The organism is Leclercia sp. J807 (assembly GCF_009734465.1).
Taxonomy (GTDB): Bacteria; Pseudomonadota; Gammaproteobacteria; order Enterobacterales; family Enterobacteriaceae; genus Enterobacter.
Window position 1 is genome coordinate 3,829,557 of the sequence record NZ_CP046446.1, and the last position, 21,625, is coordinate 3,851,181.

General features: G+C 56.2%; 22 protein-coding genes and 1 tRNA gene. 5 read left to right on the forward strand and 18 right to left on the reverse strand.

The features are described 5' to 3' along the window. Window positions 1-34: 34 nt before the first annotated feature. The 4 genes from GNG26_RS18100 to actS all read right to left on the reverse strand — a co-directional run bounded on the left by GNG26_RS18100 (window position 35) and on the right by actS (window position 1,591). A complete protein-coding gene (locus tag GNG26_RS18100) occupies window positions 35-307 on the reverse strand; it encodes a GNAT family N-acetyltransferase (protein ID WP_103176863.1) in 273 nt (90 codons plus the stop codon). 10 nt (window positions 308-317) lie between these two features. Further along, on the reverse strand, window positions 318-548 hold the full coding sequence (yjdI, locus tag GNG26_RS18105; protein WP_032613838.1) for a 4Fe-4S mono-cluster protein YjdI: 231 nt from the start codon (window positions 546-548) through the stop codon (window positions 318-320). Between the two features lie 154 nt (window positions 549-702). Beyond that, window positions 703-776: transfer RNA gene (locus GNG26_RS18110), tRNA-Gly, on the reverse strand. A gap of 80 nt (window positions 777-856) precedes the next feature. After that, complete coding sequence (gene actS / locus GNG26_RS18115; protein WP_156239708.1) at window positions 857-1,591, reverse strand: amidase activator ActS; 735 nt, start codon at window positions 1,589-1,591, stop codon at window positions 857-859. A 184-nt stretch (window positions 1,592-1,775) separates the two neighbouring features. Between actS and idi the strand changes: the two genes are divergently transcribed. Next, window positions 1,776-2,327: an isopentenyl-diphosphate Delta-isomerase gene (gene idi, locus GNG26_RS18120; RefSeq protein WP_156239709.1), complete on the forward strand. Its 552-nt coding sequence runs from the start codon at window positions 1,776-1,778 to the stop codon at window positions 2,325-2,327. Window positions 2,328-2,373: 46 nt separating this feature from the next. Here idi and lysS read toward each other — a convergent pair whose 3' ends face one another. From lysS to xerD, 5 genes are all read right to left on the reverse strand, one after another. After that, entirely contained in the window at window positions 2,374-3,891 is a 1,518-nt protein-coding gene (gene lysS / locus GNG26_RS18125; RefSeq protein ID WP_103822764.1) for a lysine--tRNA ligase, read from the reverse strand. Window positions 3,892-3,900: 9 nt separating this feature from the next. Beyond that, window positions 3,901-4,999, reverse strand: a protein-coding gene (gene prfB, locus GNG26_RS18130) for a peptide chain release factor 2 (protein WP_156239710.1) whose coding sequence is annotated in 2 segments (ribosomal slippage) — window positions 3,901-4,923 and window positions 4,925-4,999 — 1,098 coding nt in all. Because the reading frame shifts where the segments join, the coding sequence is not laid out codon by codon here. Window positions 5,000-5,089: 90 nt separating this feature from the next. Beyond that, window positions 5,090-6,823: a single-stranded-DNA-specific exonuclease RecJ gene (gene recJ, locus GNG26_RS18135; protein WP_156239711.1), complete on the reverse strand. Its 1,734-nt coding sequence runs from the start codon at window positions 6,821-6,823 to the stop codon at window positions 5,090-5,092. A gap of 5 nt (window positions 6,824-6,828) precedes the next feature. After that, window positions 6,829-7,542 (reverse strand): bifunctional protein-disulfide isomerase/oxidoreductase DsbC, encoded by a 714-nt coding sequence (gene dsbC, locus GNG26_RS18140; protein WP_156239712.1) that lies wholly within the window; start codon window positions 7,540-7,542, stop codon window positions 6,829-6,831. A gap of 21 nt (window positions 7,543-7,563) precedes the next feature. Then, window positions 7,564-8,490, reverse strand: a complete 927-nt coding sequence (gene xerD / locus GNG26_RS18145) for a site-specific tyrosine recombinase XerD (RefSeq protein WP_255584722.1) — start codon at window positions 8,488-8,490, stop codon at window positions 7,564-7,566. A 70-nt stretch (window positions 8,491-8,560) separates the two neighbouring features. Between xerD and fldB the strand changes: the two genes are divergently transcribed. After that, the gene (fldB, locus tag GNG26_RS18150; protein WP_103176873.1) at window positions 8,561-9,082 is read left to right on the forward strand and encodes a flavodoxin FldB; all 522 of its coding nucleotides are present in this window, start codon (window positions 8,561-8,563) and stop codon (window positions 9,080-9,082) included. Between the two features lie 4 nt (window positions 9,083-9,086). Here the strand turns inward: fldB and GNG26_RS18155 are convergent, their stop codons facing one another. Next, on the reverse strand, window positions 9,087-9,500 hold the full coding sequence (locus GNG26_RS18155; protein ID WP_156239713.1) for a protein YgfX: 414 nt from the start codon (window positions 9,498-9,500) through the stop codon (window positions 9,087-9,089). Continuing rightward, entirely contained in the window at window positions 9,481-9,747 is a 267-nt protein-coding gene (gene sdhE, locus GNG26_RS18160) for an FAD assembly factor SdhE (RefSeq protein WP_103176875.1), read from the reverse strand. Before sdhE ends, GNG26_RS18155 begins: the two co-directional genes overlap by 20 nt. Window positions 9,748-10,049: 302 nt before the next feature. Here sdhE and ygfZ point away from each other — a divergent pair, with 302 nt between their 5' ends. Then, window positions 10,050-11,030: a tRNA-modifying protein YgfZ gene (ygfZ, locus tag GNG26_RS18165; protein ID WP_156239714.1), complete on the forward strand. Its 981-nt coding sequence runs from the start codon at window positions 10,050-10,052 to the stop codon at window positions 11,028-11,030. A gap of 85 nt (window positions 11,031-11,115) precedes the next feature. Here ygfZ and GNG26_RS18170 read toward each other — a convergent pair whose 3' ends face one another. Next, on the reverse strand, window positions 11,116-11,775 hold the full coding sequence (locus tag GNG26_RS18170) for a hemolysin III family protein (RefSeq protein ID WP_156239715.1): 660 nt from the start codon (window positions 11,773-11,775) through the stop codon (window positions 11,116-11,118). A gap of 165 nt (window positions 11,776-11,940) precedes the next feature. Further along, the gene (gene yqfB, locus GNG26_RS18175; protein ID WP_114316856.1) at window positions 11,941-12,252 is read right to left on the reverse strand and encodes a N(4)-acetylcytidine aminohydrolase; all 312 of its coding nucleotides are present in this window, start codon (window positions 12,250-12,252) and stop codon (window positions 11,941-11,943) included. 52 nt (window positions 12,253-12,304) lie between these two features. Between yqfB and GNG26_RS18180 the strand changes: the two genes are divergently transcribed. Both GNG26_RS18180 and GNG26_RS18185 read left to right on the forward strand, forming a co-directional pair. Beyond that, window positions 12,305-13,036 (forward strand): MurR/RpiR family transcriptional regulator, encoded by a 732-nt coding sequence (locus tag GNG26_RS18180; RefSeq protein ID WP_156240209.1) that lies wholly within the window; start codon window positions 12,305-12,307, stop codon window positions 13,034-13,036. Window positions 13,037-13,150: 114 nt separating this feature from the next. After that, entirely contained in the window at window positions 13,151-14,584 is a 1,434-nt protein-coding gene (locus tag GNG26_RS18185) for a 6-phospho-beta-glucosidase (protein ID WP_156239716.1), read from the forward strand. A 78-nt stretch (window positions 14,585-14,662) separates the two neighbouring features. Here the strand turns inward: GNG26_RS18185 and GNG26_RS18190 are convergent, their stop codons facing one another. From GNG26_RS18190 to ubiI, 5 genes are all read right to left on the reverse strand, one after another. Next, window positions 14,663-15,406, reverse strand: a complete 744-nt coding sequence (locus tag GNG26_RS18190) for an SDR family oxidoreductase (protein WP_156239717.1) — start codon at window positions 15,404-15,406, stop codon at window positions 14,663-14,665. Window positions 15,407-15,475: 69 nt separating this feature from the next. Next, complete coding sequence (gene gcvP, locus GNG26_RS18195; protein WP_156239718.1) at window positions 15,476-18,349, reverse strand: aminomethyl-transferring glycine dehydrogenase; 2,874 nt, start codon at window positions 18,347-18,349, stop codon at window positions 15,476-15,478. Window positions 18,350-18,476: 127 nt separating this feature from the next. Beyond that, window positions 18,477-18,866 (reverse strand): glycine cleavage system protein GcvH, encoded by a 390-nt coding sequence (gene gcvH / locus GNG26_RS18200; RefSeq protein WP_039029826.1) that lies wholly within the window; start codon window positions 18,864-18,866, stop codon window positions 18,477-18,479. Between the two features lie 23 nt (window positions 18,867-18,889). Continuing rightward, the gene (gcvT, locus tag GNG26_RS18205) at window positions 18,890-19,984 is read right to left on the reverse strand and encodes a glycine cleavage system aminomethyltransferase GcvT (protein ID WP_156239719.1); all 1,095 of its coding nucleotides are present in this window, start codon (window positions 19,982-19,984) and stop codon (window positions 18,890-18,892) included. A 428-nt stretch (window positions 19,985-20,412) separates the two neighbouring features. Beyond that, window positions 20,413-21,615, reverse strand: coding sequence for an FAD-dependent 2-octaprenylphenol hydroxylase (gene ubiI, locus GNG26_RS18210; RefSeq protein ID WP_114316849.1), 1,203 nt, complete (start codon window positions 21,613-21,615; stop codon window positions 20,413-20,415). Between the last annotated feature and the right edge of the window lie 10 nt (window positions 21,616-21,625).

The window sequence follows — 21,625 nt, forward strand, 5'->3', positions numbered from 1 at the left end:
AGCACGCTGTTTTACGACAGCGTGCTGTGCCGCGTCAGGCGCGGATATCGTCATACTCGCGGGTGTTATCAAATTCGTGTTTCGCAAACGGGCAGAGGGGAATAATTTTACGGTTTTCGGCACGCATCTTTTCCACCACCCTTGCCACCAGCTGTTTGCCCACGCCCTGCCCTTTCAGGCTGGGATCGACATCGGTATGCTCAATAATGCTGAGATGCTCGCCGGTGGGGACAAAGACGATCTCCGCAACCTGATTGCCTTCGGCATCGTTCACGTAAAACTTGTTATGGCCTTCCTGAATGTCCATGGTTTCTCGCTTATTTGTGGCGGTATTTAAGTGCGCCGCTGGGGCAGGTATCGATCACACGCACGACCGTATCGACATCCACTTCGTCAGGGATGATCCACGGTTTACGTTTCAGATTGAAGAGTTTAGCGCTGCCGCGCACGCAGTTTCCCGCGTGTTGGCAGATGCCGGTATTGAAGTAGACGTCAATTTTCTCACCGGTATAGGCCCGGTACCCCGCTTGCAGGAGATCATTATCCATGACATTGCCTCTGTAATTATTATGCGTTCGGGAATCAGGATGATGCAGGTGTTGAGATCCAAAAAGTTAACATTTATTTAATAGAAGGATCCAGCATATTCAGCAGAGGTGCCGTATATGTTCTTTGAGCGTAAGGGTATATAAGAAGAAAATCTGGAGCGGGCGAAGGGAATCGAACCCTCGTATAGAGCTTGGGAAGCTCTCGTTCTACCATTGAACTACGCCCGCGTTGAGGTGCGTAAAGCATTATAGACCTTACGCCTCTGCTGACAAGAGACCGGCTCGCTAAGTGGCGATTAAATAATCACTTAGCACTTCGGTTTACCACCTGGTGCCGGTAAATAGCGGATCGGATCGATAGCCGTTGCCCGATAGCGGATCTGGAAATGGAGCGCCACGGTATTCGATCCGGTACTGCCCATGGTGGCGATCTTCTGCCCGGACTTCACGTTTTGCCCGTTATTCACCAGCATCGTGTCGTTATGGGCATAGGCGGTGATGTAGTCCTCGCCGTGCTTAATCATGATCAGGTTGCCATAACCCCGCAGCTGATTGCCGACATAGACCACCTTGCCTGCATCGGAGGCATACACCGGCGCGCCGCGGGTGCCGGCGATATCAATGCCTTTGTTTCCCCCTTCCGCGGTGGAGTACGGAATCACCACTTTGCCGCTGGCCGGCCAGACCCAGCAGCGCTGCCCGACAGGCGGCCAGGAGGATTTAGGTACGTTGTAAGAAGGGGTGACCGCGGCGGTTTTACCGCTGCTTTTTGAGGAGGATTTCCTGGCCGTGCTGCTGCCGTTAATCTTCAGCTTTTGCCCCACTTCGATGGTGTAAGGCGGGGAAATATTGTTCAGGCGCGCCAGATCCTTCACGCTGGTGCCGGTTGCACGCGATATACGGTATAGCGTATCACCGCGTTTAACGGTATACACAGGACCAGAATCCGATGATTTACTGCCCGCACATCCCGCCAGCAACAGGGCCAGGGTCAGGCAAAACAGAGCAGAAACAGGGTTTTTCGTCGGGCTTCCTGCAAACAAAACAGTACCTCGGTCAACGTGAATGGCAGCGCTATCATAACAGTCTCAATCAGGATGCCAATAGCACCCTGAGCGACAACCCGTTTAGCAGCGATTACGATATAATCGCCCAGCCAGGCCGTGCTGAACTTACTGGAATGCTAACAGGTCAGTATCGCCCGGTAATTTCAGCACGGGAGTTACAATGGGAACGCACGAACACGTCATTTTAGTTAACGACCACGGAATGGTTATTGGCACACAGGAAAAGTACGCCGCACACACCTCGCACACCCCTCTTCATCTGGCCTTTTCATGTTGGTTATTCAATGCCAGGGGGGAGACGCTGGTTACGCGTCGCGCCATGAGCAAGAAAGCCTGGCCCGGCGTCTGGACCAACTCCGTTTGCGGACATCCGCAACAGGGGGAATCTCTGGAGCAGGCCATGATCCGCCGCTGCCGCTATGAAGTGGGCGCAGAGATCGCCGGGATCTGCCCGGTCGCACCGGCATTCCGCTACTGCGAAACCGATCCTTCCGGGATTGTCGAAAATGAGATCTGCCCGGTCTTCGCGGCGCTCGCCGTTAACGCCGTGATCATCAACCGCGACGAAGTGATGGATTATCAGTGGGTAACGCTGGAGGCAATGCTCGGCGCGCTGGAGGCCACTCCCTGGGCGTTCAGCCCGTGGATGGTGATGGAAGCCCAGGCAGCGAGAGACGCCCTGCTTCGCTTCGCGGCAAACGCCAGGCAATAAAAAAGCCCCGACGCGTTATACGCCGGGGCTTTTTATCAACAATGACTTATTTTACCGGACGCATCGCCGGGAAGAGGATCACGTCGCGGATGGTGTGGCTGTTGGTGAACAGCATCACCATACGGTCGATACCGATACCCAGGCCCGCTGTTGGCGGCAGGCCGTGTTCCAGGGCGGTCACGTAGTCTTCGTCGAAGAACATCGCTTCGTCGTCGCCTGCGGCTTTCGCATCAACCTGATCCTGGAAGCGCTGCGCCTGATCTTCTGCATCGTTCAGCTCGCTAAAGCCGTTGCCGATTTCGCGGCCACCGATGAAGAACTCGAAGCGGTCAGTGATTTCCGGATTAACATCGTTACGACGCGCCAGCGGAGAAACTTCAGCCGGGTATTCGGTAATGAAGGTTGGCTGAATCAGGTGCGCTTCGGCCACTTCTTCGAAGATCTCGGTCACGATACGGCCCAGACCCCAGCTCTTCTCAACCTTGATACCGATGCTCTCAGCGATCGCTTTCGCAGAGTCGAAGTTATCCAGATCCGCCATCTCAGTTTCCGGACGGTATTTCTTGATTGCTTCACGCATGGTCAGCTTAGCGAACGGCTTACCGAAGTCGAACACCTCTTCGCCGTACGGCACTTCGGTGGTGCCCAGAACGTCCTGCGCCAGGGTGCGGAACAGGGATTCGGTCAGCTCGATCAGATCTTTGTAATCCGCGTAGGCCATATAGAGTTCCATCATGGTGAACTCTGGGTTATGACGCACGGAGATGCCTTCGTTACGGAAGTTACGGTTGATCTCAAATACGCGATCGAAACCGCCCACCACCAGACGCTTCAGGTACAGTTCCGGCGCGATACGCAGGTACATGTCCAGGTCCAGGGCGTTGTGATGGGTGATGAATGGACGCGCGGAGGCACCGCCCGGGATCACCTGCATCATTGGGGTTTCCACTTCCATAAAGTCGCGGTTAACCATGAACTGGCGGATACCGGCCATGATCTTAGAGCGAATTTTGAAGGTGTTGCGGGATTCATCGTTAGAGATGAGATCCAGGTAGCGCTGACGGTAACGCGCTTCCTGATCCTGCAGGCCGTGGAACTTGTCCGGCAGCGGGCGCAGGGCTTTGGTCAGCAGACGCAGTTCAGTGCAGTGGATGGAGAGCTCGCCGGTCTTGGTTTTGAACAGCTTGCCTTTGGCGCCCAGGATATCGCCCAGGTCCCACTTTTTGAACTGCTCGTTGTAGATGCCTTCTGGCAGATCGTCGCGAGAAACATACAGCTGAATGCGGCCGCCAACGTCCTGCAGCGTAATAAAGGAGGCTTTACCCATGATACGGCGGGTCATCATACGGCCAGCAACGGCCACTTCGATGTTCAGCGCTTCCAGCTCTTCGTTCTCTTTAGCGTCGAAGTCAGCGTGCAGTTGGTCTGAGGTACGATCGCGGCGAAAATCGTTCGGGAACGGCACGCCCTGCTCGCGCAGCGCAGCCAGCTTTTCGCGGCGGGTTTTCAGTTCATTGTTAAGATCGGCTACCGCGTCAGCGCCCTGTGCTTGTTGTTCAGACATGTTGGTTCCTCATAACCCTGCTTTCAAACTTGCTTCGATAAATTGGTCCAGGCTGCCATCCAGCACCGCCTGCGTGTTACGGGTTTCGACACCGGTACGCAGGTCTTTGATGCGGGAGTCATCAAGGACGTAAGAACGGATCTGGCTGCCCCAGCCGATATCAGACTTGTTATCTTCCATCGCCTGTTTCTCAGCATTTTTCTTTTGCATCTCCAGCTCATAAAGCTTCGCTTTCATCTGCTTCATGGCCTGGTCTTTGTTTTTATGCTGGGAACGGTCGTTCTGGCACTGTGTCACCAGACCGGTAGGGATGTGGGTAATACGCACCGCAGATTCCGTACGGTTAACGTGCTGACCACCCGCACCGGATGCGCGGTAAACGTCGATACGCAGATCTGCCGGGTTGATTTCGATGTCGATATCTTCGTCCACTTCCGGATAGACAAACGCGGAGCTGAACGAAGTATGACGGCGACCGCCGGAGTCGAACGGGCTCTTACGCACCAGACGGTGTACGCCGGTTTCAGTACGCAGCCAGCCGTAAGCGTAATCGCCAATAATCTTGATGGTGACAGATTTCAGGCCTGCCACTTCGCCTTCAGACTCTTCGATAATCTCAGTCTTGAAGCCGCGGGCTTCAGCCCAACGCAGATACATACGGGTCAGCATGCTGGCCCAGTCCTGCGCTTCTGTACCGCCGGAACCGGCCTGGATATCAAGGTAGCAGTCGGCGCTGTCGTACTCGCCGGAGAACATACGACGGAATTCCAGCAGTGCCAGCTTCTCTTCCAGCCCATCGAGCTCTGCGACAGCTTCGTTGAAGGTCTCTTCGTCGTCGGCCTCAACGGCCAGCTCCAGCAGTCCGGAAACATCATCCAGACCCTGCGCCATTTGATCCAGCGTATCTACGATAGCTTCGAGAGAGGAACGCTCTTTACCCAGCGCCTGTGCGCGTTCAGGTTCGTTCCAGACGTCCGGCTGTTCCAGCTCGGCGTTTACTTCTTCAAGACGCTCTTTCTTGGCATCGTAGTCAAAGATACCCCCTAAGAACGTCGGAGCGCTCGGTGAGGTCCTGAATGCGGTTTTTTACCGGATTAATTTCAAACATGGTCTGTTTTCTTTTATGGACGAGTAAAAATGCGGTGTAAGGGCGGAATTGTACCGGATTCACGCCCTTTTTTATAGCGGAATAGTGATGCTAAAGTGGCCAGATATGGTCGATGATGATTTGCAGGCTGCGGTTGCCGCGAAACTCGTTAATATCCAGTTTATAGGCCAGTTCGACTTCGCGTACGCCGTTATCAGGCCAGATTGTGGTATCCACGTTAAAGGCGATACCGTCCAGCAGCGGGCCGCCGCCAACCGGTTCTACCATCACCTTCAGATGCCGTTCACCCACCAGCCGCTGCTGCAGCAGGCGGAAACGCCCGTCAAACAGCGGCTCCGGGAACATCTGTCCCCACGGACCGGCGTCGCGCAGCATCTGTGCCACCTCCATGGTCATATCCGCCGGCGCCAGCGGGCCATCGGTGACCACTTCGCCCTGGAGCAGAGCCGGATCCAGCCAGTCGGTAACCAGCTCGCTGAACAGGCGCTGGAACTGGTCAAATTTCGCCTCTTCCAGCGACAGTCCTGCCGCCATGGCGTGGCCGCCAAATTTGATCATCAGCCCCGGATGCAGCGTATGCAGGCGCTCCAGCGCGTCGCGCATATGCAGCCCCTGTATCGAGCGGCCAGACCCTTTCAGGGTGCCGTCTCCGGCAGGGGCAAAGGCAATCACCGGGCGGTGAAAACGCTCTTTAATGCGCGAGGCGAGGATGCCCACCACCCCCTGATGCCACTCGGGGTGATACATCGCCAGCCCACCGGGCAGCGAGTCGCCGCTGCGCTCCAGCTTTTCGCAGAGGATCAGGGCTTCGGCCTGCATCCCCTGTTCGATCTCTTTGCGGGTCTGGTTCAGGGCGTCCAGCTCGTTGGCCAGCACACGCGCTTCGCCGATGTTGTCGCACAGCAGCAGCGCCACCCCCACCGACATATCGTCCAGACGTCCGGCAGCGTTGAGACGCGGGCCGAGGGCAAAACCGAGATCGCTGGCGGCCAGCCGCAGCGGGTCCCGGTTGGAGATCTCCAGCAGCGCTTTAATACCCGGACGGCATTTGCCAGCACGAATGCGGTTCAAGCCCTGCCAGGTGAGAATACGGTTATTGGCATCCAGCGGCACCACGTCCGCCACGGTGCCCAGCGCCACCAGATCGAGGAATTCCGCCAGATTAGGCGGCGCAATACCTTTAGCGTCAAACCACCCTTCATCACGCAGCCGTGTACGCAGCGCCAGCATCAGATAGAAGGCCACCCCCACTCCCGCCAGCGATTTCGACGGGAAGTCGCAGTCGCGCAGGTTGGGGTTAACGATCGCTTCTGCCGCCGGTAAGGTATCGCCAGGCAGGTGGTGATCGGTGACCAGCACCGGGATGCCAAACTCATGCGCGCGCTCAACCCCGGCATGGGAGGAGATCCCGTTGTCCACCGTCAGGATCATCTGCGCGCCGCGGGCGTGAGCCTGATCCACCACTTCCGGACTCAGGCCATAGCCATCCTCGAAGCGGTTCGGCACCAGATATGAGACGTTGTCGCACCCCATCGCCCGCAGGCTGAGCACGCTCAGCGCGGTACTGGTGGCGCCATCGGCGTCAAAATCCCCCACCACAATGATGCGCGTCCCCTCCCGCAGGGCGTTGTACAGCAGCTCGGTGGCGCGTTCGACGCCGCTAAGCTGCTGCCAGGAGAGCATGCCCTTGACGCTGCGTTCAAGGTCATCTGCATTTCGCACACCACGGCTGGCATAGAGCCGACGCAACAGCGGAGGGAGCGTCGCGGGTAACGCGGCGCTCTCGTCCACCTCACGACGACGAAGTTGTGTCGAAGATTTCACGCGAATTATTTACCACCAAACTGTTTCTGGTGCGCATCAAGGAAGGCTTTCATCTCTTTCGGCCCCTGGTAGCCCGGCACCACGTAGCCGTTGCTCAGCACGATCGCAGGCGTACCGGTCACACCAAACTGCACGCCCAGCGCGTAGTGATTGGCAATGTCGATGTCGCAGGAGGCAGGCTGAACGCCTTTACCGCTCATGGCATCATCAAAGGCTTTGTTGCGATCTTTCGCACACCAGATAGCCTTCATGTCCTGCTCAGGCTGGCTCTGAACGCCCGCACGCGGGAAGGCGAGATAACGCACGGTGATCCCCAGCGCGTTGTAGTCTTTCATCTCTTCATGCAGCTTGTGACAGTAGCCGCAGGTGATGTCGGTAAAGACGGTAATGACATGTTTTTCCTGCGCCGCTTTGTAGACGATCATCTCTTTTTCCAGCGCGTTCAGGTTTTTCATCAGCATCTGATTGGTAACGTTAACCGGCTGCGCGCCGCTCACGTCGTACAGCGGTCCCTGGATAAAGTGCTTACCGTCTTCGGTCACATACAGCACGCCGTTGTTGGTCAGTACCGTTTTCATGCCCGCAACGGGCGCAGGCTGAATTTCGCTACTGGTGACACCGAGCTTCGCCAGAGACTGTTTAATGGCCGCATCGTCAGCATGCGCCAGACCGGATAATGACGCTGCCAGCAGAGAGAACAGCACTAAAGACTTTTTCATATTGGTTCCTGTTACAAGTCATCACGCACGTGGGTGATGCTGTTGGTGTAGCTGCCGCAGGCGTTCCGTCGCGACATGCGTGTAGATTTGCGTCGTTGACAGGTCACTGTGCCCAAGCAGCATCTGGACCACGCGCAGATCGGCGCCGTGGTTCAGAAGATGGGTCGCAAACGCGTGACGCAGAACGTGCGGCGAAAGTTTTTCACTGTCGATACCCGCCAGTGTGGCGTAATGTTTGATGCGATGCCAGAAGGTTTGACGTGTCATTTGCTGCGCGCGCTGGCTGGGAAACAGCACGTCAATGGAGACACCGTTCAGCAACCATGGGCGGCCATGCTGAAGATAGTTCTCCAGCCAGTAAACCGCCTCTTCGCCCAGCGGCACCAGACGCTCTTTATTGCCTTTGCCGATCACCCGTACCACGCCCTGGCGCAGACTGATATCGCTCATCGTCAGCCCGACCAGTTCAGACACGCGCAACCCTGTGGCATAAAGCACTTCGAGCATCGCTTTATCGCGTAACTCCAGCGGTTGGTCAACCACTGGCGACTGTAATAATCTCTCAACTTGTGCTTCGCTGAGATCTTTTGGCAGACGCTGGGGCAATTTTGGCGACGCCAGTGCCGCACTGGGATCATCAGGGCGTATCTTCTCGCGGTAAAGGTGCTGAAACAGACGCCGCATGGCGCTCAGCAGCCGCGCGGAACTGGTGGCTTTATATCCCCCTTCCATCCGCTCGGCAAGCAGCGCCTGCAAATTGTCGCTTTGGGCCGTGGTCAGAGAGAGATCATGATGGTGTAACCATGCCACCAGCATCGCCAAATCGCGTCGGTAGGCGCTGAGGGTGTTCTCGGCAAGATTCTTCTCCAGCCAGAGCGCATCGAGAAACTGTTCGATGAGTGAGAGATCCTTTTCCACGTCCGCCTCTTTCGTTCTGCAATGGGGCATTATGCCTGAATGGGTGTTGTTTCTGGTACACTACTCGCAAAGTCATAGCAAGTATTGAGACATTTTAGCGATGAATATTGGTCTGTTTTATGGTTCCAGCACCTGCTACACCGAGATGGCCGCAGAGAAAATTCGCGACATTATCGGCCCGGAACTGGTCACCCTGCACAATCTCAAAGATGATGCTCCATCGATGATGGAGCAGTACGACGTGCTGATCCTCGGCATCCCGACCTGGGATTTCGGTGAACTGCAGGAAGACTGGGAAGCCATCTGGGATCAGCTCGACTCCCTGGCGCTTGAAGGCAAAATTATCGCGCTTTACGGCATGGGCGATCAGCTGGGCTACGGCGAGTGGTTCCTCGACGCGCTGGGGATGCTGCATGACAAGCTGGCACCGAAAGGGGTGACGTTCATTGGTTATTGGCCGACAGAAGGCTATGAGTTTACCAGCAAGAAACCGATTATCGCCGACGGAGAACTGTTTGTCGGATTGGCCCTGGATGAAACCAACCAGTACGACCTCAGTGAAGAGCGCCTGCAGAGCTGGTGCGAGCAAATCCTTGGCGAAATGGCGGAGCAGTTCAGCTAAACCACTACCGCCCCTGCGTTGGCTGGTGCGACATCATCCGACGCAGATCCCGCCACTCCGCTTCATCCATACTGTCTGCCGCCAGCCATAAATGATGGCAGCGTTGACCCGCGCCTTTGCGTAAGCGGAGCATCATGCCGGAGTTCAGCATCCACGGCGTGCCGACAATTTCCCACTCGCTGTCTTGCCAGTGCAGACGGGAATCCATAAACAGTTTGATTTCACCCTGACGGGCGTTAATGCGCCGCTGACTGCGTACGCTATCAAACACCACCAGCGACAGCAGCATCAGCCATAATGGGGTGTAGCTCAGCGGCCATGGCATCAGAAGGATAACAGCCGCGACCAGGCCGTGGAGCAGAAGTGACATCCACTGGGCGCGCCATGAGACGCGTAAATCAGATTGCCACAGGACCACGTTCCTGATTCCGTGTCTGAATTAAAAGCACCATCCGTTGCAGCTCGGCGTCGGCAGGTTTGCCGTGATTCATCAACCAGTTAAATAAATCGGGATCGTCGTTCTCCAGCAGGCGGACGAAAAGATGCTTATCCTCATCGCTCAGGCTGTCATATTCATATTCGAAGAACGGCATGATGGAGATATCGAGTTCGCGCATGCCGCGACGGCATGCCCAGTGAATGCGGGCTTTGTTATTAATGTCCATGTCTGATTCCTGCATAACGTTGAGTTCAGGCAGTGTTCCGATCGTATCGGCAGAGAAACGTGCTCAACCGGGAAGAAACGGCTCTTAGTGTAACGTGTTTTTGCTGTTTCATTACTGGAATATTACGTTCCAGGAGCAGGCTTCCACAAAAAAACACAATAAATAAGCGTGTTCAGCTCTTTTGCGTAGCGTTACGCAGATTAGGCTAAGGGCACGAATAGCCTGTTGAAACCGCTTGCAATGGCTACAGTCTCTTTTACCATTAGGCATTATCAAAGCGTTAAGCAATTCAGGACATCAATATGGCATTTACACCCTTTTCTCCGCGCCAGCCTGTCGCCTCTGCGCGTCTGCCGCTGACGCTTATGACCCTTGATGACTGGGCGCTGGCAACCCTCGTCGGCGTGGACAGCGAAAAGTACCTGCAGGGCCAGGTGACCGCGGATGTCAGTCAGCTGACCGAACACCAGCATCTGCTGGCCGCGCACTGCGATCCGAAAGGCAAGATGTGGAGCAACCTGCGCCTCTTCCGTCGTCAGGATGGTTTTGCCCTGATCGAACGTCGTAGCCTGCGCGACGCCCAGCTCACCGAGCTGAAAAAGTATGCGGTATTCTCGAAAGTGACCATCGCGGCCGATGACGAGCAGGTGCTGCTGGGTGTGGCGGGCTTCCAGGCGCGCGCCGCGCTGAAAAACCTGTTCAGTGAACTGCCTGATGCAGAAAAACAGGTTACTAACGACGGGGCGACTTCGCTGCTGTGGTTTGAACATCCAGCCGAACGTTTCTTACTGGTAACCGATGTCGCTACCGCCGAGCGCGTGACCCAGGCCCTGCGTGGCGAAGCGCAGTTAAATAACAGCCAGCAGTGGCTGTCGCTGGACATTGAAGCGGGCATTCCGGTTATCGAGGCGGCCAACAGCGGGCAGTTTATTCCGCAGGCAACCAACCTGCAGGCGCTGGGTGGTATCAGCTTTAAAAAAGGCTGCTATACCGGTCAGGAGATGGTGGCACGTGCGAAGTTCCGCGGCGCCAACAAACGCGCGCTCTGGTATCTGGCGGGTAAAGCCAGCCGCGTACCTGAAGCTGGTGAAGATCTGGAGCTGAAAATGGGTGACAACTGGCGCCGTACCGGCACCGTGTTGGCTGCCGTTCAGCTTGACGATGGCCGCCTGCTGGTTCAGGCCGTGATGAATAATGATATGGAGCCAGACAGCGTCTTCCGCGTGCGTGAGGATGTGAATACGTTAAGCATCGAGCCGCTGCCGTATTCGCTGGAAGAGTAATAGCTGTTGCCCGGTGGCGCTGCGCTTACCGGGCCTACAAAACCCGTAGGCCGGGTAAGGCGAAGCCGCCACCCGGCAATTTTTATTAGACCTGCCCGACGTACAGATAAATCGCCAGGAAATGGCATACGCTGCCGCCCAGTACAAACCCGTGCCAGATAGCGTGGTTATAGGGTATGCGCTTGCAGACGTAAAAAATGACCCCCAGCGAATAGACAATTCCGCCTACCGCCAGCAACGTCACGCCGCCCGCCGCCAGTTTTACCGCCAGCTGATAGACCACAATCAGCGACAGCCAGCCCATGGTCAGATAGGTCACCAGCGACAGCACCTTAAAGCGGTGCGCGATGGTGAGTTTAAACAGGATCCCCAGCAGCGCCAGGCTCCAGATAACAATCATCAACCCGCGCGCCAGGGGTGAATCCAGCCCCACCAGCAGAAACGGCGTATAGGTTCCGGCAATCAGCAGATAGATCGCGCAGTGGTCAAATTTCTTCAGCCAGATCTTGGCCCGCTGATGGGGAATGGCGTGGTACAAAGTGGAGGCCAAAAACAGCAGGATCATACTCCCGCCGTAGAGGCTGTAACTGGTGATCGCCAGCGTGCTGGCGTTAGTGTCGATGGCCTGCACCAGCAGCAACACCAGCCCGACGATGCCAAACACCAGGCCAATACCGTGGCTAATGCTGTTGGCTATCTCCTCAGCCAGCGAATATCCCTGTGTGGTTAATGGTTTGCTAACCATAGATAACTCCGGGAAAACAAAAGTGAATAATGTCTCGCTGTCTATGCTAACTGAGAACGATTCCAGTGAACACCTGTTCGCTAAAATAAATATCAGTTTAAAATTTATTTATTACAATCATAAGGTTGAGTGGTTATTTCGGCTAACGACCGTTCACACAAAAACTCAAAGGCATTTAAATTCAATGACATAAAACTGATGCTGGTCCGGGTAAATGTCTGTAATTACCCGCTTCAGTTCGTCCAGGGACATGTTCTCCTGTTGAGCATGTTTTTCACTCAGCGTATCGAGCGTGACCGTCGACGTGCCTGTAACCTCAATGGTGCAGAAGTAGCCGTCATCTTCATAACGCCCCACCCGCAGCACATCGCCCGCTTTGAAATGTGATTCGCTTTCATCGCGGAGAGTAATGGTCTTACGTCCGGCCAGAATGTCATCCTGAAAGCGCTGAAAAAAAGTAATGTCGTTTGGCTGCATGTTATTATTCCCTGAAGATGAAGTCTGATGAGTGAGTTTAGCCCCAGTGAGCATGTTCTCCCATTCCGCCATTGCCAGCCTCAACAACCTGGAGATGATGGTCTACAACACCGTCATTAAAAACCGCGATCGGGTGATGTACATGACCATTCGCGAACTGGCGGATGCGGCGGGGGTCTCCACCACCACCGTGCTGCGCTTTTGCCGCAAGTTAAACTGCGATGGCTATTCGGAGTTCCGCGTGCGGTTTAAATTATATCTTGAGCAAAACGAACCGCAGCAGGCTAATTTTGGTGCCAGTGAGATTATCAGTTTTTTCAAAAGCGTAAACAACGACGAATTTGACGCGCTATTAAATAACGCCGTGGATATTATATTATCCTCGGAACGTATTATATTTGTCGGCGCGGGAACTTCAGGCTCGCTGGCAAAATATGGCGCACGGTTCTTTTCCAATATTGGAAAATTCAGCAACCATATCGACGACCCTTATTTCCCGGTCACCAACGATATGGCGAAAAACGCGCTGGCGATTGTGCTCTCAGTCTCGGGCGAAACCGAAGAGATCCTGCGCTTCGCCAGCCAGTTCAGCCTGCATCACTGCAAGGTACTCTCCATTACCAGCCACGAACATTCGCGACTAGCGAAACTGGCGGACTTCAATCTCTCCTGGCACGTGCCGCAAACCCGCGTCGGTGGCGTCTACGATATTACCACGCAGATTCCGGTGATTTATATTCTTGAATCGCTGGGGCGCAAACTGGCGAAGAAATTAACGGAATAAAACACCCTGTTTTTTCGGTGTGACATATTACAACTCTCACGAATTGTTATATCGTGACATTTTATTCCCCTTTGTTAGACTCAAAAACAATAGCAATAAATGAGATTAGCAAAGATGAAAAAACTCACCTTACCAAAAGACTTTTTATGGGGCGGCGCGGTTGCGGCGCATCAGGTTGAAGGCGGCTGGAACAAAGGCGGCAAAGGCCCGAGCATTTGTGACGTGCTGACCGGCGGCGCGCACGGCGTACCGCGTGAAATCACCCAAGAGGTGGTTGAGGGCAAATACTACCCTAACCACGAGGCCATCGACTTCCACGGTCACTATAAAGAAGATATCAAGCTGTTTGCCGAGATGGGCTTCAAATGCTTCCGCACCTCCATCGCCTGGACCCGTATCTTTCCGAAAGGTGACGAAACCCAGCCCAACGAAGAGGGGCTGAAGTTCTATGATGATATGTTCGATGAGCTGCTGAAATACAACATCGAGCCGGTCATCACCCTCTCCCACTTCGAAATGCCGCTGCACCTGGTGCAGGAGTACGGCGGCTGGACCAACCGTAAGGTGGGCGATTTCTTCGTCAACTTCGCCGAAGTGGTCTTTGAGCGCTACAAGAGCAAGGTCAAATACTGGATGACCTTCAACGAAATCAACAACCAGCGTAACTGGCGCGCGCCGCTGTTCGGCTACTGCTGTTCCGGCGTGGTCTATACCGAGCATCAAAACCCGGAAGAGACCATGTACCAGGTGCTGCATCACCAGTTCGTGGCCAGCGCCCTGGCGGTGAAAGCCGCCCGTCGCATCAACCCGGAAATGAAAGTCGGCTGTATGCTGGCGATGGTGGCGCTCTATCCGTTCTCCTGCAAACCAGAAGATGTGATGTTTGCCCAGGAATCGATGCGTGAACGCTATGTCTTTACCGACGTGCAGCTGCGGGGTTACTACCCGTCCTACGTGCTGAATGAGTGGGAGCGCCGCGGTTTCACCATCAATATGGAAGCGGGCGACGAGCAGATCCTGCGCGAAGGCACCTGTGACTATCTGGGCTTCAGCTATTACATGACCAACGCGGTGAAAGCGGAAGGCGGCACCGGCGATGCGATCTCCGGCTTTGAAGGCAGCGTGCCGAACCCGCACGTGAAAGCGTCCGACTGGGGCTGGCAGATTGACCCGGTGGGCCTGCGTTACTCCCTGTGCGAACTCTATGAGCGCTATCAGAAACCGCTGTTTATCGTGGAAAACGGCTTTGGCGCGTACGACAAAGTAGAAGAGGACGGCAGCATCAATGATGACTACCGCATCGACTACCTGCGCGCGCACGTGGAAGAGATGATGAAAGCGGTCACTTACGATGGTGTGGATCTGATGGGCTACACCCCGTGGGGCTGCATCGACTGTGTGTCGTTCACCACCGGTCAGTACAGCAAACGTTACGGCTTTATCTATGTGAACAAGCACGACGACGGCACCGGCGACATGTCCCGTTCGCGTAAGAAGAGCTTTGAGTGGTACAAAAAAGTGATCGCCAGCAACGGCGAGACGCTTTAATCCGGCCTTGCCGGGCGGCGCTGCGCTTGCACCGGCCTACAGCGATCGTAGGCCTGGTAAGCGTAGCGCCACCGGGCGTTACTTCCCGCCCGCTAACTCAATAAAACTGCCCGTCACGTACGAGGCTTTCTCGCTCAGCAGCCAGACAATCGCCTGCGCCACCTCTTCCGGCTGGCCGCCGCGCTGCATCGGCAGCATCGACTTCACCCGGTCCACCCGCCCCGGTTCACCGCCGGAGGCATGAATGTCGGTGTAGATCAGCCCCGGACGGACACAGTTCACCCGGATGCCCTGGGCCGCCACTTCCAGCGACAGCCCGGTGGTGAGAGAGTCCACCGCCCCTTTCGATGCCGCGTAATCCACATACTCCCCCGGTGCGCCGAGTCGTGAGGCTGCTGAAGAGACATTCACGATCGCCCCGCCTTTACCGCCATGTTTTAGCGACATGCGTTTCACCGCTTCGCGGCAGCAGAGGAAATACCCGGTCACGTTGGTGGCCAGCACGCGGTTAATCCGCTCGGCGGAGAGGTTCTCAATGGTGCTCTGCTCGAAGAGAATCCCGGCGTTGTTGACCAGCGCGGCGAGGGGCTCCCCTTCGCGATCGAGGCTGTCAAACATCGCCATGACCTGCGCTTCGTCGCTGATATCCGCGCGCAGGGCAAAGGCTCTGCCGCCCTCTTCTATAATCTGATTGATCACGTCGGTGGCGGCGCTGATGTTGTGGTGATAATTCACCGCCACGTTATAACCCATACGCGCCAGTTCAAGCGCCGTCGCTTTGCCAATCCCACGGCTGGCGCCGGTGACTAATGCGATTGCCATCTACAACCTCCGGATAAAAAAAAGCCGGGTGGCGCTGACGCTTACCCGGCCTACAGTATGACAGAAAGATTACTGGTATTCGCTCATCGGCACACAGGAGCAGAACAGGTTACGGTCGCCGTAAACGTCATCAAGACGCTTCACGGTCGGCCAGTACTTGTTGGCTACGCCTGCCGGGAAGACCGCCAGTTCGCGGGTGTAACCGTGGTTCCACTCTGCTACCAGTTCGTTCTGGGTATGCGGCGCGTTAACCAGCGGGTTATCTTCCAGCGTCCACTCACCGGCCTTCACACGGTCGATTTCGCTGCGGATCGCCAGCATCGCATCAATAAAGCGGTCCAGTTCAACTTTGCTTTCGGACTCGGTTGGTTCAACCATCAGCGTACCCGCAACCGGGAACGACATGGTCGGGGCGTGGAAGCCGTAGTCGATCAGACGCTTGGCGATATCCAGCTCGCTAATACCAGTCTCTTCTTTCAGAGGACGAATATCGAGGATGCACTCGTGCGCCACGCGACCATCACGGCCGGTGTAGAGCACCGGATAGGCATCTTTCAGACGCGTCGCGATGTAGTTGGCATTCAGGATCGCCACCTGGCTGGCCTGCTTCAGCCCTTCCGCGCCCATCATGCGGATATACATCCAGCTGATTGGCAGAATAGAGGCGCTGCCGAACGGTGCCGCAGAGACCGCGCCCTGACGGGTCAGCATGCCTTCGATCTGCACCACGCTGTGGCCCGGAACGAACGGCGCCAGGTGCGCTTTCACACCGATTGGGCCCATACCCGGACCGCCACCGCCGTGCGGAATGCAGAAGGTTTTATGCAGGTTCAGGTGCGACACGTCCGCGCCGATAAAACCTGGCGTGGTGATCCCCACCTGGGCGTTCATGTTGGCGCCATCGAGGTAAACCTGGCCGCCATACTGGTGCACGATTTCGCATACTTCGCGGATGGTCTCTTCATACACGCCGTGAGTGGACGGATAGGTGACCATGATGCAGGAGAGCTTATCGCCGGTCTGTTCCGCTTTCGCACGCAGATCGGCCAGGTCGATGTTGCCGTTTTTATCGCAGGCCACCACCACCACTTCCATCCCTGCCATCTGGGCGGAGGCCGGGTTGGTGCCGTGGGCGGAGCTTGGGATCAGGCAGATATCACGATGCCCTTCGTTACGGCTCTCGTGGTAATGGCGGATCGCCAGCAGACCTGCGTATTCACCCTGGGCGCCGGAGTTTGGCTGCATGCAGAGTGCGTCGTAGCCGGTCAGTTTCACCAGCCAGTCGGAGAGCTGGTTGATCATCTGATGATACCCTTCCGCCTGATCGGCCGGGCAGAATGGGTGCAGTTCAGCGAATTCCGGCCAGGTGATAGGGATCATCTCGGCGGCGGCGTTCAGCTTCATGGTGCAGGAGCCCAGCGGGATCATCGCCTGATTCAGGGCCAGATCTTTGCGCTCCAGAGAGTGCATATAGCGCATCATCTCGGTTTCGCTGTGATAGCGATTAAAGACCGGATGCGTCAGGATCGCGTCATCGCGCAGCATGCTCGCCTGAATGGAGCGGCTGTCGTGCGCCACCTCTTTATCGAGGGTATCCACGTCCAGACCGTGGTCTTCACCCAGCAGGACGTTAAACAGCACCTGTAGATCGTCACGGGTGGTGGTCTCATCCAGGGTGATGCTGACCGCATTCAGGATATCGCTGCGCAGGTTAATCTCAGCCGCTTCTGCGCGTGCCAGCACGGCAGCTTTGTCGGCCACGTCAACGCACAGGGTATCGAAGAAGTGGGCGTGACGCAGTTTTTGACCTTTCTGCTGCAGGCCACAGGCGAGAATATCGGCCAGGCGATGAATGCGGCTGGCGATACGCTTCAGGCCAACCGGGCCATGGAAGACCGCATAAAGGCTGGCGATATTGGCCAGCAGTACCTGAGAGGTACAGATGTTGGAGTTCGCTTTCTCACGGCGGATGTGCTGCTCGCGAGTCTGCATCGCCATGCGCAGGGCGGTGTTGCCGGCGGCATCTTTCGATACGCCAATAATACGGCCTGGCATGGAGCGTTTGAATTCATCTTTAGCGGCGAAGAAGGCCGCGTGCGGGCCGCCGTAGCCCATCGGTACGCCGAAGCGTTGCGCGGAGCCGAAGACGATATCCGCACCCTGTTTGCCCGGGGCGGTTAACAGCACCAGCGCCATAAAATCGGCCGCCACGCTGACGACAATTTTGCGCCCTTTTAGCTCGGCAATCAGTTTGGCGTAATCGTGCACTTCACCGGTGGTGCCAACCTGCTGCAACAGCACGCCGAACACATCCTGGTGATCCAGCACTTTATCGGCATCATCAACGATCACCTCAAAGCCAAAGGTCTCTGCACGGGTACGTACCACGTCGAGGGTTTGCGGATGAACGTCGGCTGCGACGAAGAAGCGGTTTGCGCCCTTCAGTTTGCTGACGCGTTTTGCCATCGCCATCGCTTCTGCGGCGGCAGTGGCTTCATCCAGCAGCGAGGCAGAGGCGATATCCAGACCGGTCAGATCCAGCGTCACCTGCTGGAAGTTGAGCAGCGCTTCCAGACGGCCCTGAGAGACTTCCGGCTGATAAGGGGTGTAGGCGGTGTACCAACCCGGGTTTTCCAGCATGTTGCGCAGGATCACCGGCGGCAACTGCACGTTGGTATAGCCCATGCCAATGTAAGACTTAAAGCGCTTGTTCAGGCTGGCAATGCCTTTCAGTTCCGCCAGGGCGGCATATTCAGTGGTCGATTCCCCCACCTGCGGCGGCGTGTCGAGCTGAATATCCTTTGGCACGATCTGGCCGATCAAGGCGTTGAGCGAATCCGCGCCAACCGTCTTCAGCATCTCCTGCTGTTGCTGAGCATCCGGCCCAATGTGACGTTCGATGAAGGCGCCACGGTTTTCAAGCTGGCTTAAAGTCTGTGTCATGAGCGATGGTTCCTGAAACGTGCAGTGAATCGTAGTTGTCTGTAACTCTGTTGCCCGGTGGCACTAACGCTTACCGGGCCTACGTTGTTCTGGAGGCCGGATAAGCGCAGCGCCATCCGGCACAACCTTATTCGTCTTCCAGTAAGGCTTCGTACGCGGTGGCATCCAGCAGGGCGGCAACTTCCGCTTCGTCGCTGGCCTTAATTTTGAAGATCCAGCCTTCACCGTAAGGCTCGCTGTTGACCAGCTCCGGGGAGTCGCTCAGGGCGTCGTTAACCGCCACGATTTCACCGCCGACCGGGGCATAGATGTCTGAAGCCGCTTTTACAGATTCCGCTACGGCACAGTCGTCGCCCGCGGTCACGGTCGCGCCCACTTCCGGCAGATCCACAAAGACCATGTCACCTAACAGCTCCTGAGCATGTTCGGTGATCCCAACGGTATAGGTGCCGTCGGCTTCTTTGCGCAGCCACTCGTGTTCTTTGCTGTATTTCAGTTCTGCTGGCACATTGCTCATTGAATTTCTCCTGATAAAAATAATTAGGCGACCGGTTTACCGGCGCGAACAAAAATCGGTTTGGTCACGCGGACCGGCATTTCGCGGTTGCGGATCTGCACCACGGCCGTCTCGCCAATGCCCGCCGGCACACGCGCCAGCGCAATACTGTAACCCAGCGTCGGGGAGAAGGTGCCGCTGGTGATAATGCCTTCGCAGTGGTTGCCATTGGCATCGGTGAAACGTACCGGCAGTTCACCGCGCAGCACGCCTTTCTCGGTCATTACCAGGCCAACCAGCTGTTCGGTGCCCTTCTCACGCTGCTGTTCCAGCACTTCACGACCGATAAAGTCGCGATCGGCCGGTTCCCAGGCAATGGTCCAGCCCATGTTGGCCGCCAGCGGAGAGACCCCTTCGTCCATCTCCTGGCCATATAAATTCATACCGGCTTCCAGACGCAGCGTATCGCGCGCGCCCAGACCTGCCGGCTTAACGCCCGCTTCCACCAGCGCACGCCAGAAGTCAGCCGCTTTTTCGTTCGGCATCGCAATTTCATAGCCCGCTTCACCGGTGTAGCCGGTGGTCGCCACAAAGAGATCGCCCGCCTGCACGCCAAAGAACGGCTTCATGCCTTCGGTGGCTTTGCGCTGTTCGTCGTTAAACAGGGAGGCGGCTTTCGCCTGGGCATTTGGTCCCTGCACCGCGATCAGCGACAGGTCGTCACGCACGGTGATGTCGATGCCGTAAGGTTCAGCGTGTTGGGTGATCCAGGAGAGGTCTTTTTCGCGGGTGGCGGAGTTTACAACGAGGCGGAAGAAATCTTCAGAGAGGTAATAGACAATCAGGTCGTCAATGACGCCGGCCGAGGCATTCAGCATGCCGCTATAGAGCGCTTTACCCGGCGTCTTCAGTTTGGCAACGTCATTTGCCAGCAGATAACGCAGAAACTCCCGGGTGCGGCTGCCGTGCAGATCGACAATGGTCATGTGAGAGACGTCGAACATACCGGCATCGGTGCGCACCGCATGATGCTCATCAATCTGCGAACCATAATGCAGCGGCATCATCCAGCCATGGAAATCGACCATACGTGCACCGCATAAGGTGTGTTGTTCATACAAAGGCGTCTGTTGAGCCATCTTATCCTCGTTGAATGAGCTGGGCTGTCTTGCGTTTCATGGCGAAAAATTCACCACGAAACCCGGCATCGGCATCGCTCCCGGACACCGACGCAAACGTTCTCTTTTACCTGAACTTACCACCGAAAACGGTGGTTAACCATAAGGCAAAATGGGTCATCACATTAGCTTATGGTCAAAAAAGCCAGCAAAGCGTACAGAATTATTCACTGCAAAAATGCGAATCATTCCGCACAAACGCAAAGGCAATAAGAGAGGATTTAGCACGGACTGATATTTACTGCGGAAAAATGCGCGAAATTTCCGTAACATAAAAATAGTCAGATTAGTTAATCTAATGCGAAAAAGACGGTGAAATTAGATTATTTCAAACGAGGGAGATCCCCCGGCCTGCAGGCCGGGAGAATAAAGTGTGATGGAGTTCTAAATTAGCGTAGCCAGTCCGGCAGGTCGTTAAGACCCATCGCCTGACGCAGGAGTTGTGGTTTAACGCCCGGGAGGGTGTCAGCCAGTTTCAGGCCAAGATCGCGCAGCAGTTTTTTCGCCGGGTTGGCACCGGCAAAGAGTTCGCGGAAGCCCTGCATCCCCGCCAGCATCATTGCCGCGCTGTGCTTACGGCTACGCTCGTACCGGCGCAGGTAAAGATGCTGACCGATATCTTTGCCTTCACGATGGAGGCGGCGCAGTTCATTCACCAGCTCGGCGGCATCCATAAAGCCCAGGTTTACCCCCTGCCCGGCCAGCGGATGAATGGTGTGCGCCGCGTCGCCCACCAGCGCCAGGCGATGCGCCGCGAACTGGCGCGCATAGCGACCGGTTAACGGGAATACCTGACGCTCGCTTTCGACGGTGCAAAGCCCCAGCCGGTTATCAAAGGCCACGCACAGGGCCTGATTAAATTCTTCGGCTGAAGCCTCCTGCATCTGCTGCGCCTTCTCAGGGGAAAGCGACCAGACGATGGAACAGAGATGCGGATCGCTAAGGGGCAAAAAGGCCAGAATGCCGTCGTTATGGAAGATCTGCCGGGCCACCGCCTGGTGCGGCTCTGCGGTGCGAATAGTGGCGACCAGGGCATGATGGCGGTAATCCCAGTACGTCAGGGGAATGTCAGCTTTGTTGCGCAACCAGGAGTTGGCGCCATCGGCCCCGACCACCAGACGCGCGGTCAGCATGTCGCCGCTTTGCAGGGTAATAAAGGCATCATTTTCGCCCCAGGCCACCTGCTGCAGCTGCGCGGGGGCAATCAGCGTAACGTCGCTGCACTGCTGCGCTTTCTGCCACAAGGCATGATGGATCACCGCGTTTTCGATGATATGGCCGAGATGGCTGTAGCCCATGCTCTCATCATCAAAGGCGATATGCCCGAAGCTGTCTTTATCCCACACTTCCATGCCGTGATAGCAGCTGGCGCGCTGGGCGATAATTTCTGACCAGACGCCAACGCGGGTCAGCAGCTTTTCACTGGCGGCGTTGATCGCCGAAACGCGTAGCTCAGGCGGCGCATCGGGAGCGACAGGCTGCGGCTGTTTCTGCTCCAGCACCGCCACGCGCAGACCGCTCCCCTGCAGACCGCAGGCCAGCGCCAGTCCTACCATTCCGCCACCGACAATGGCGACATCAACATTCTGCACTTTGTTTACT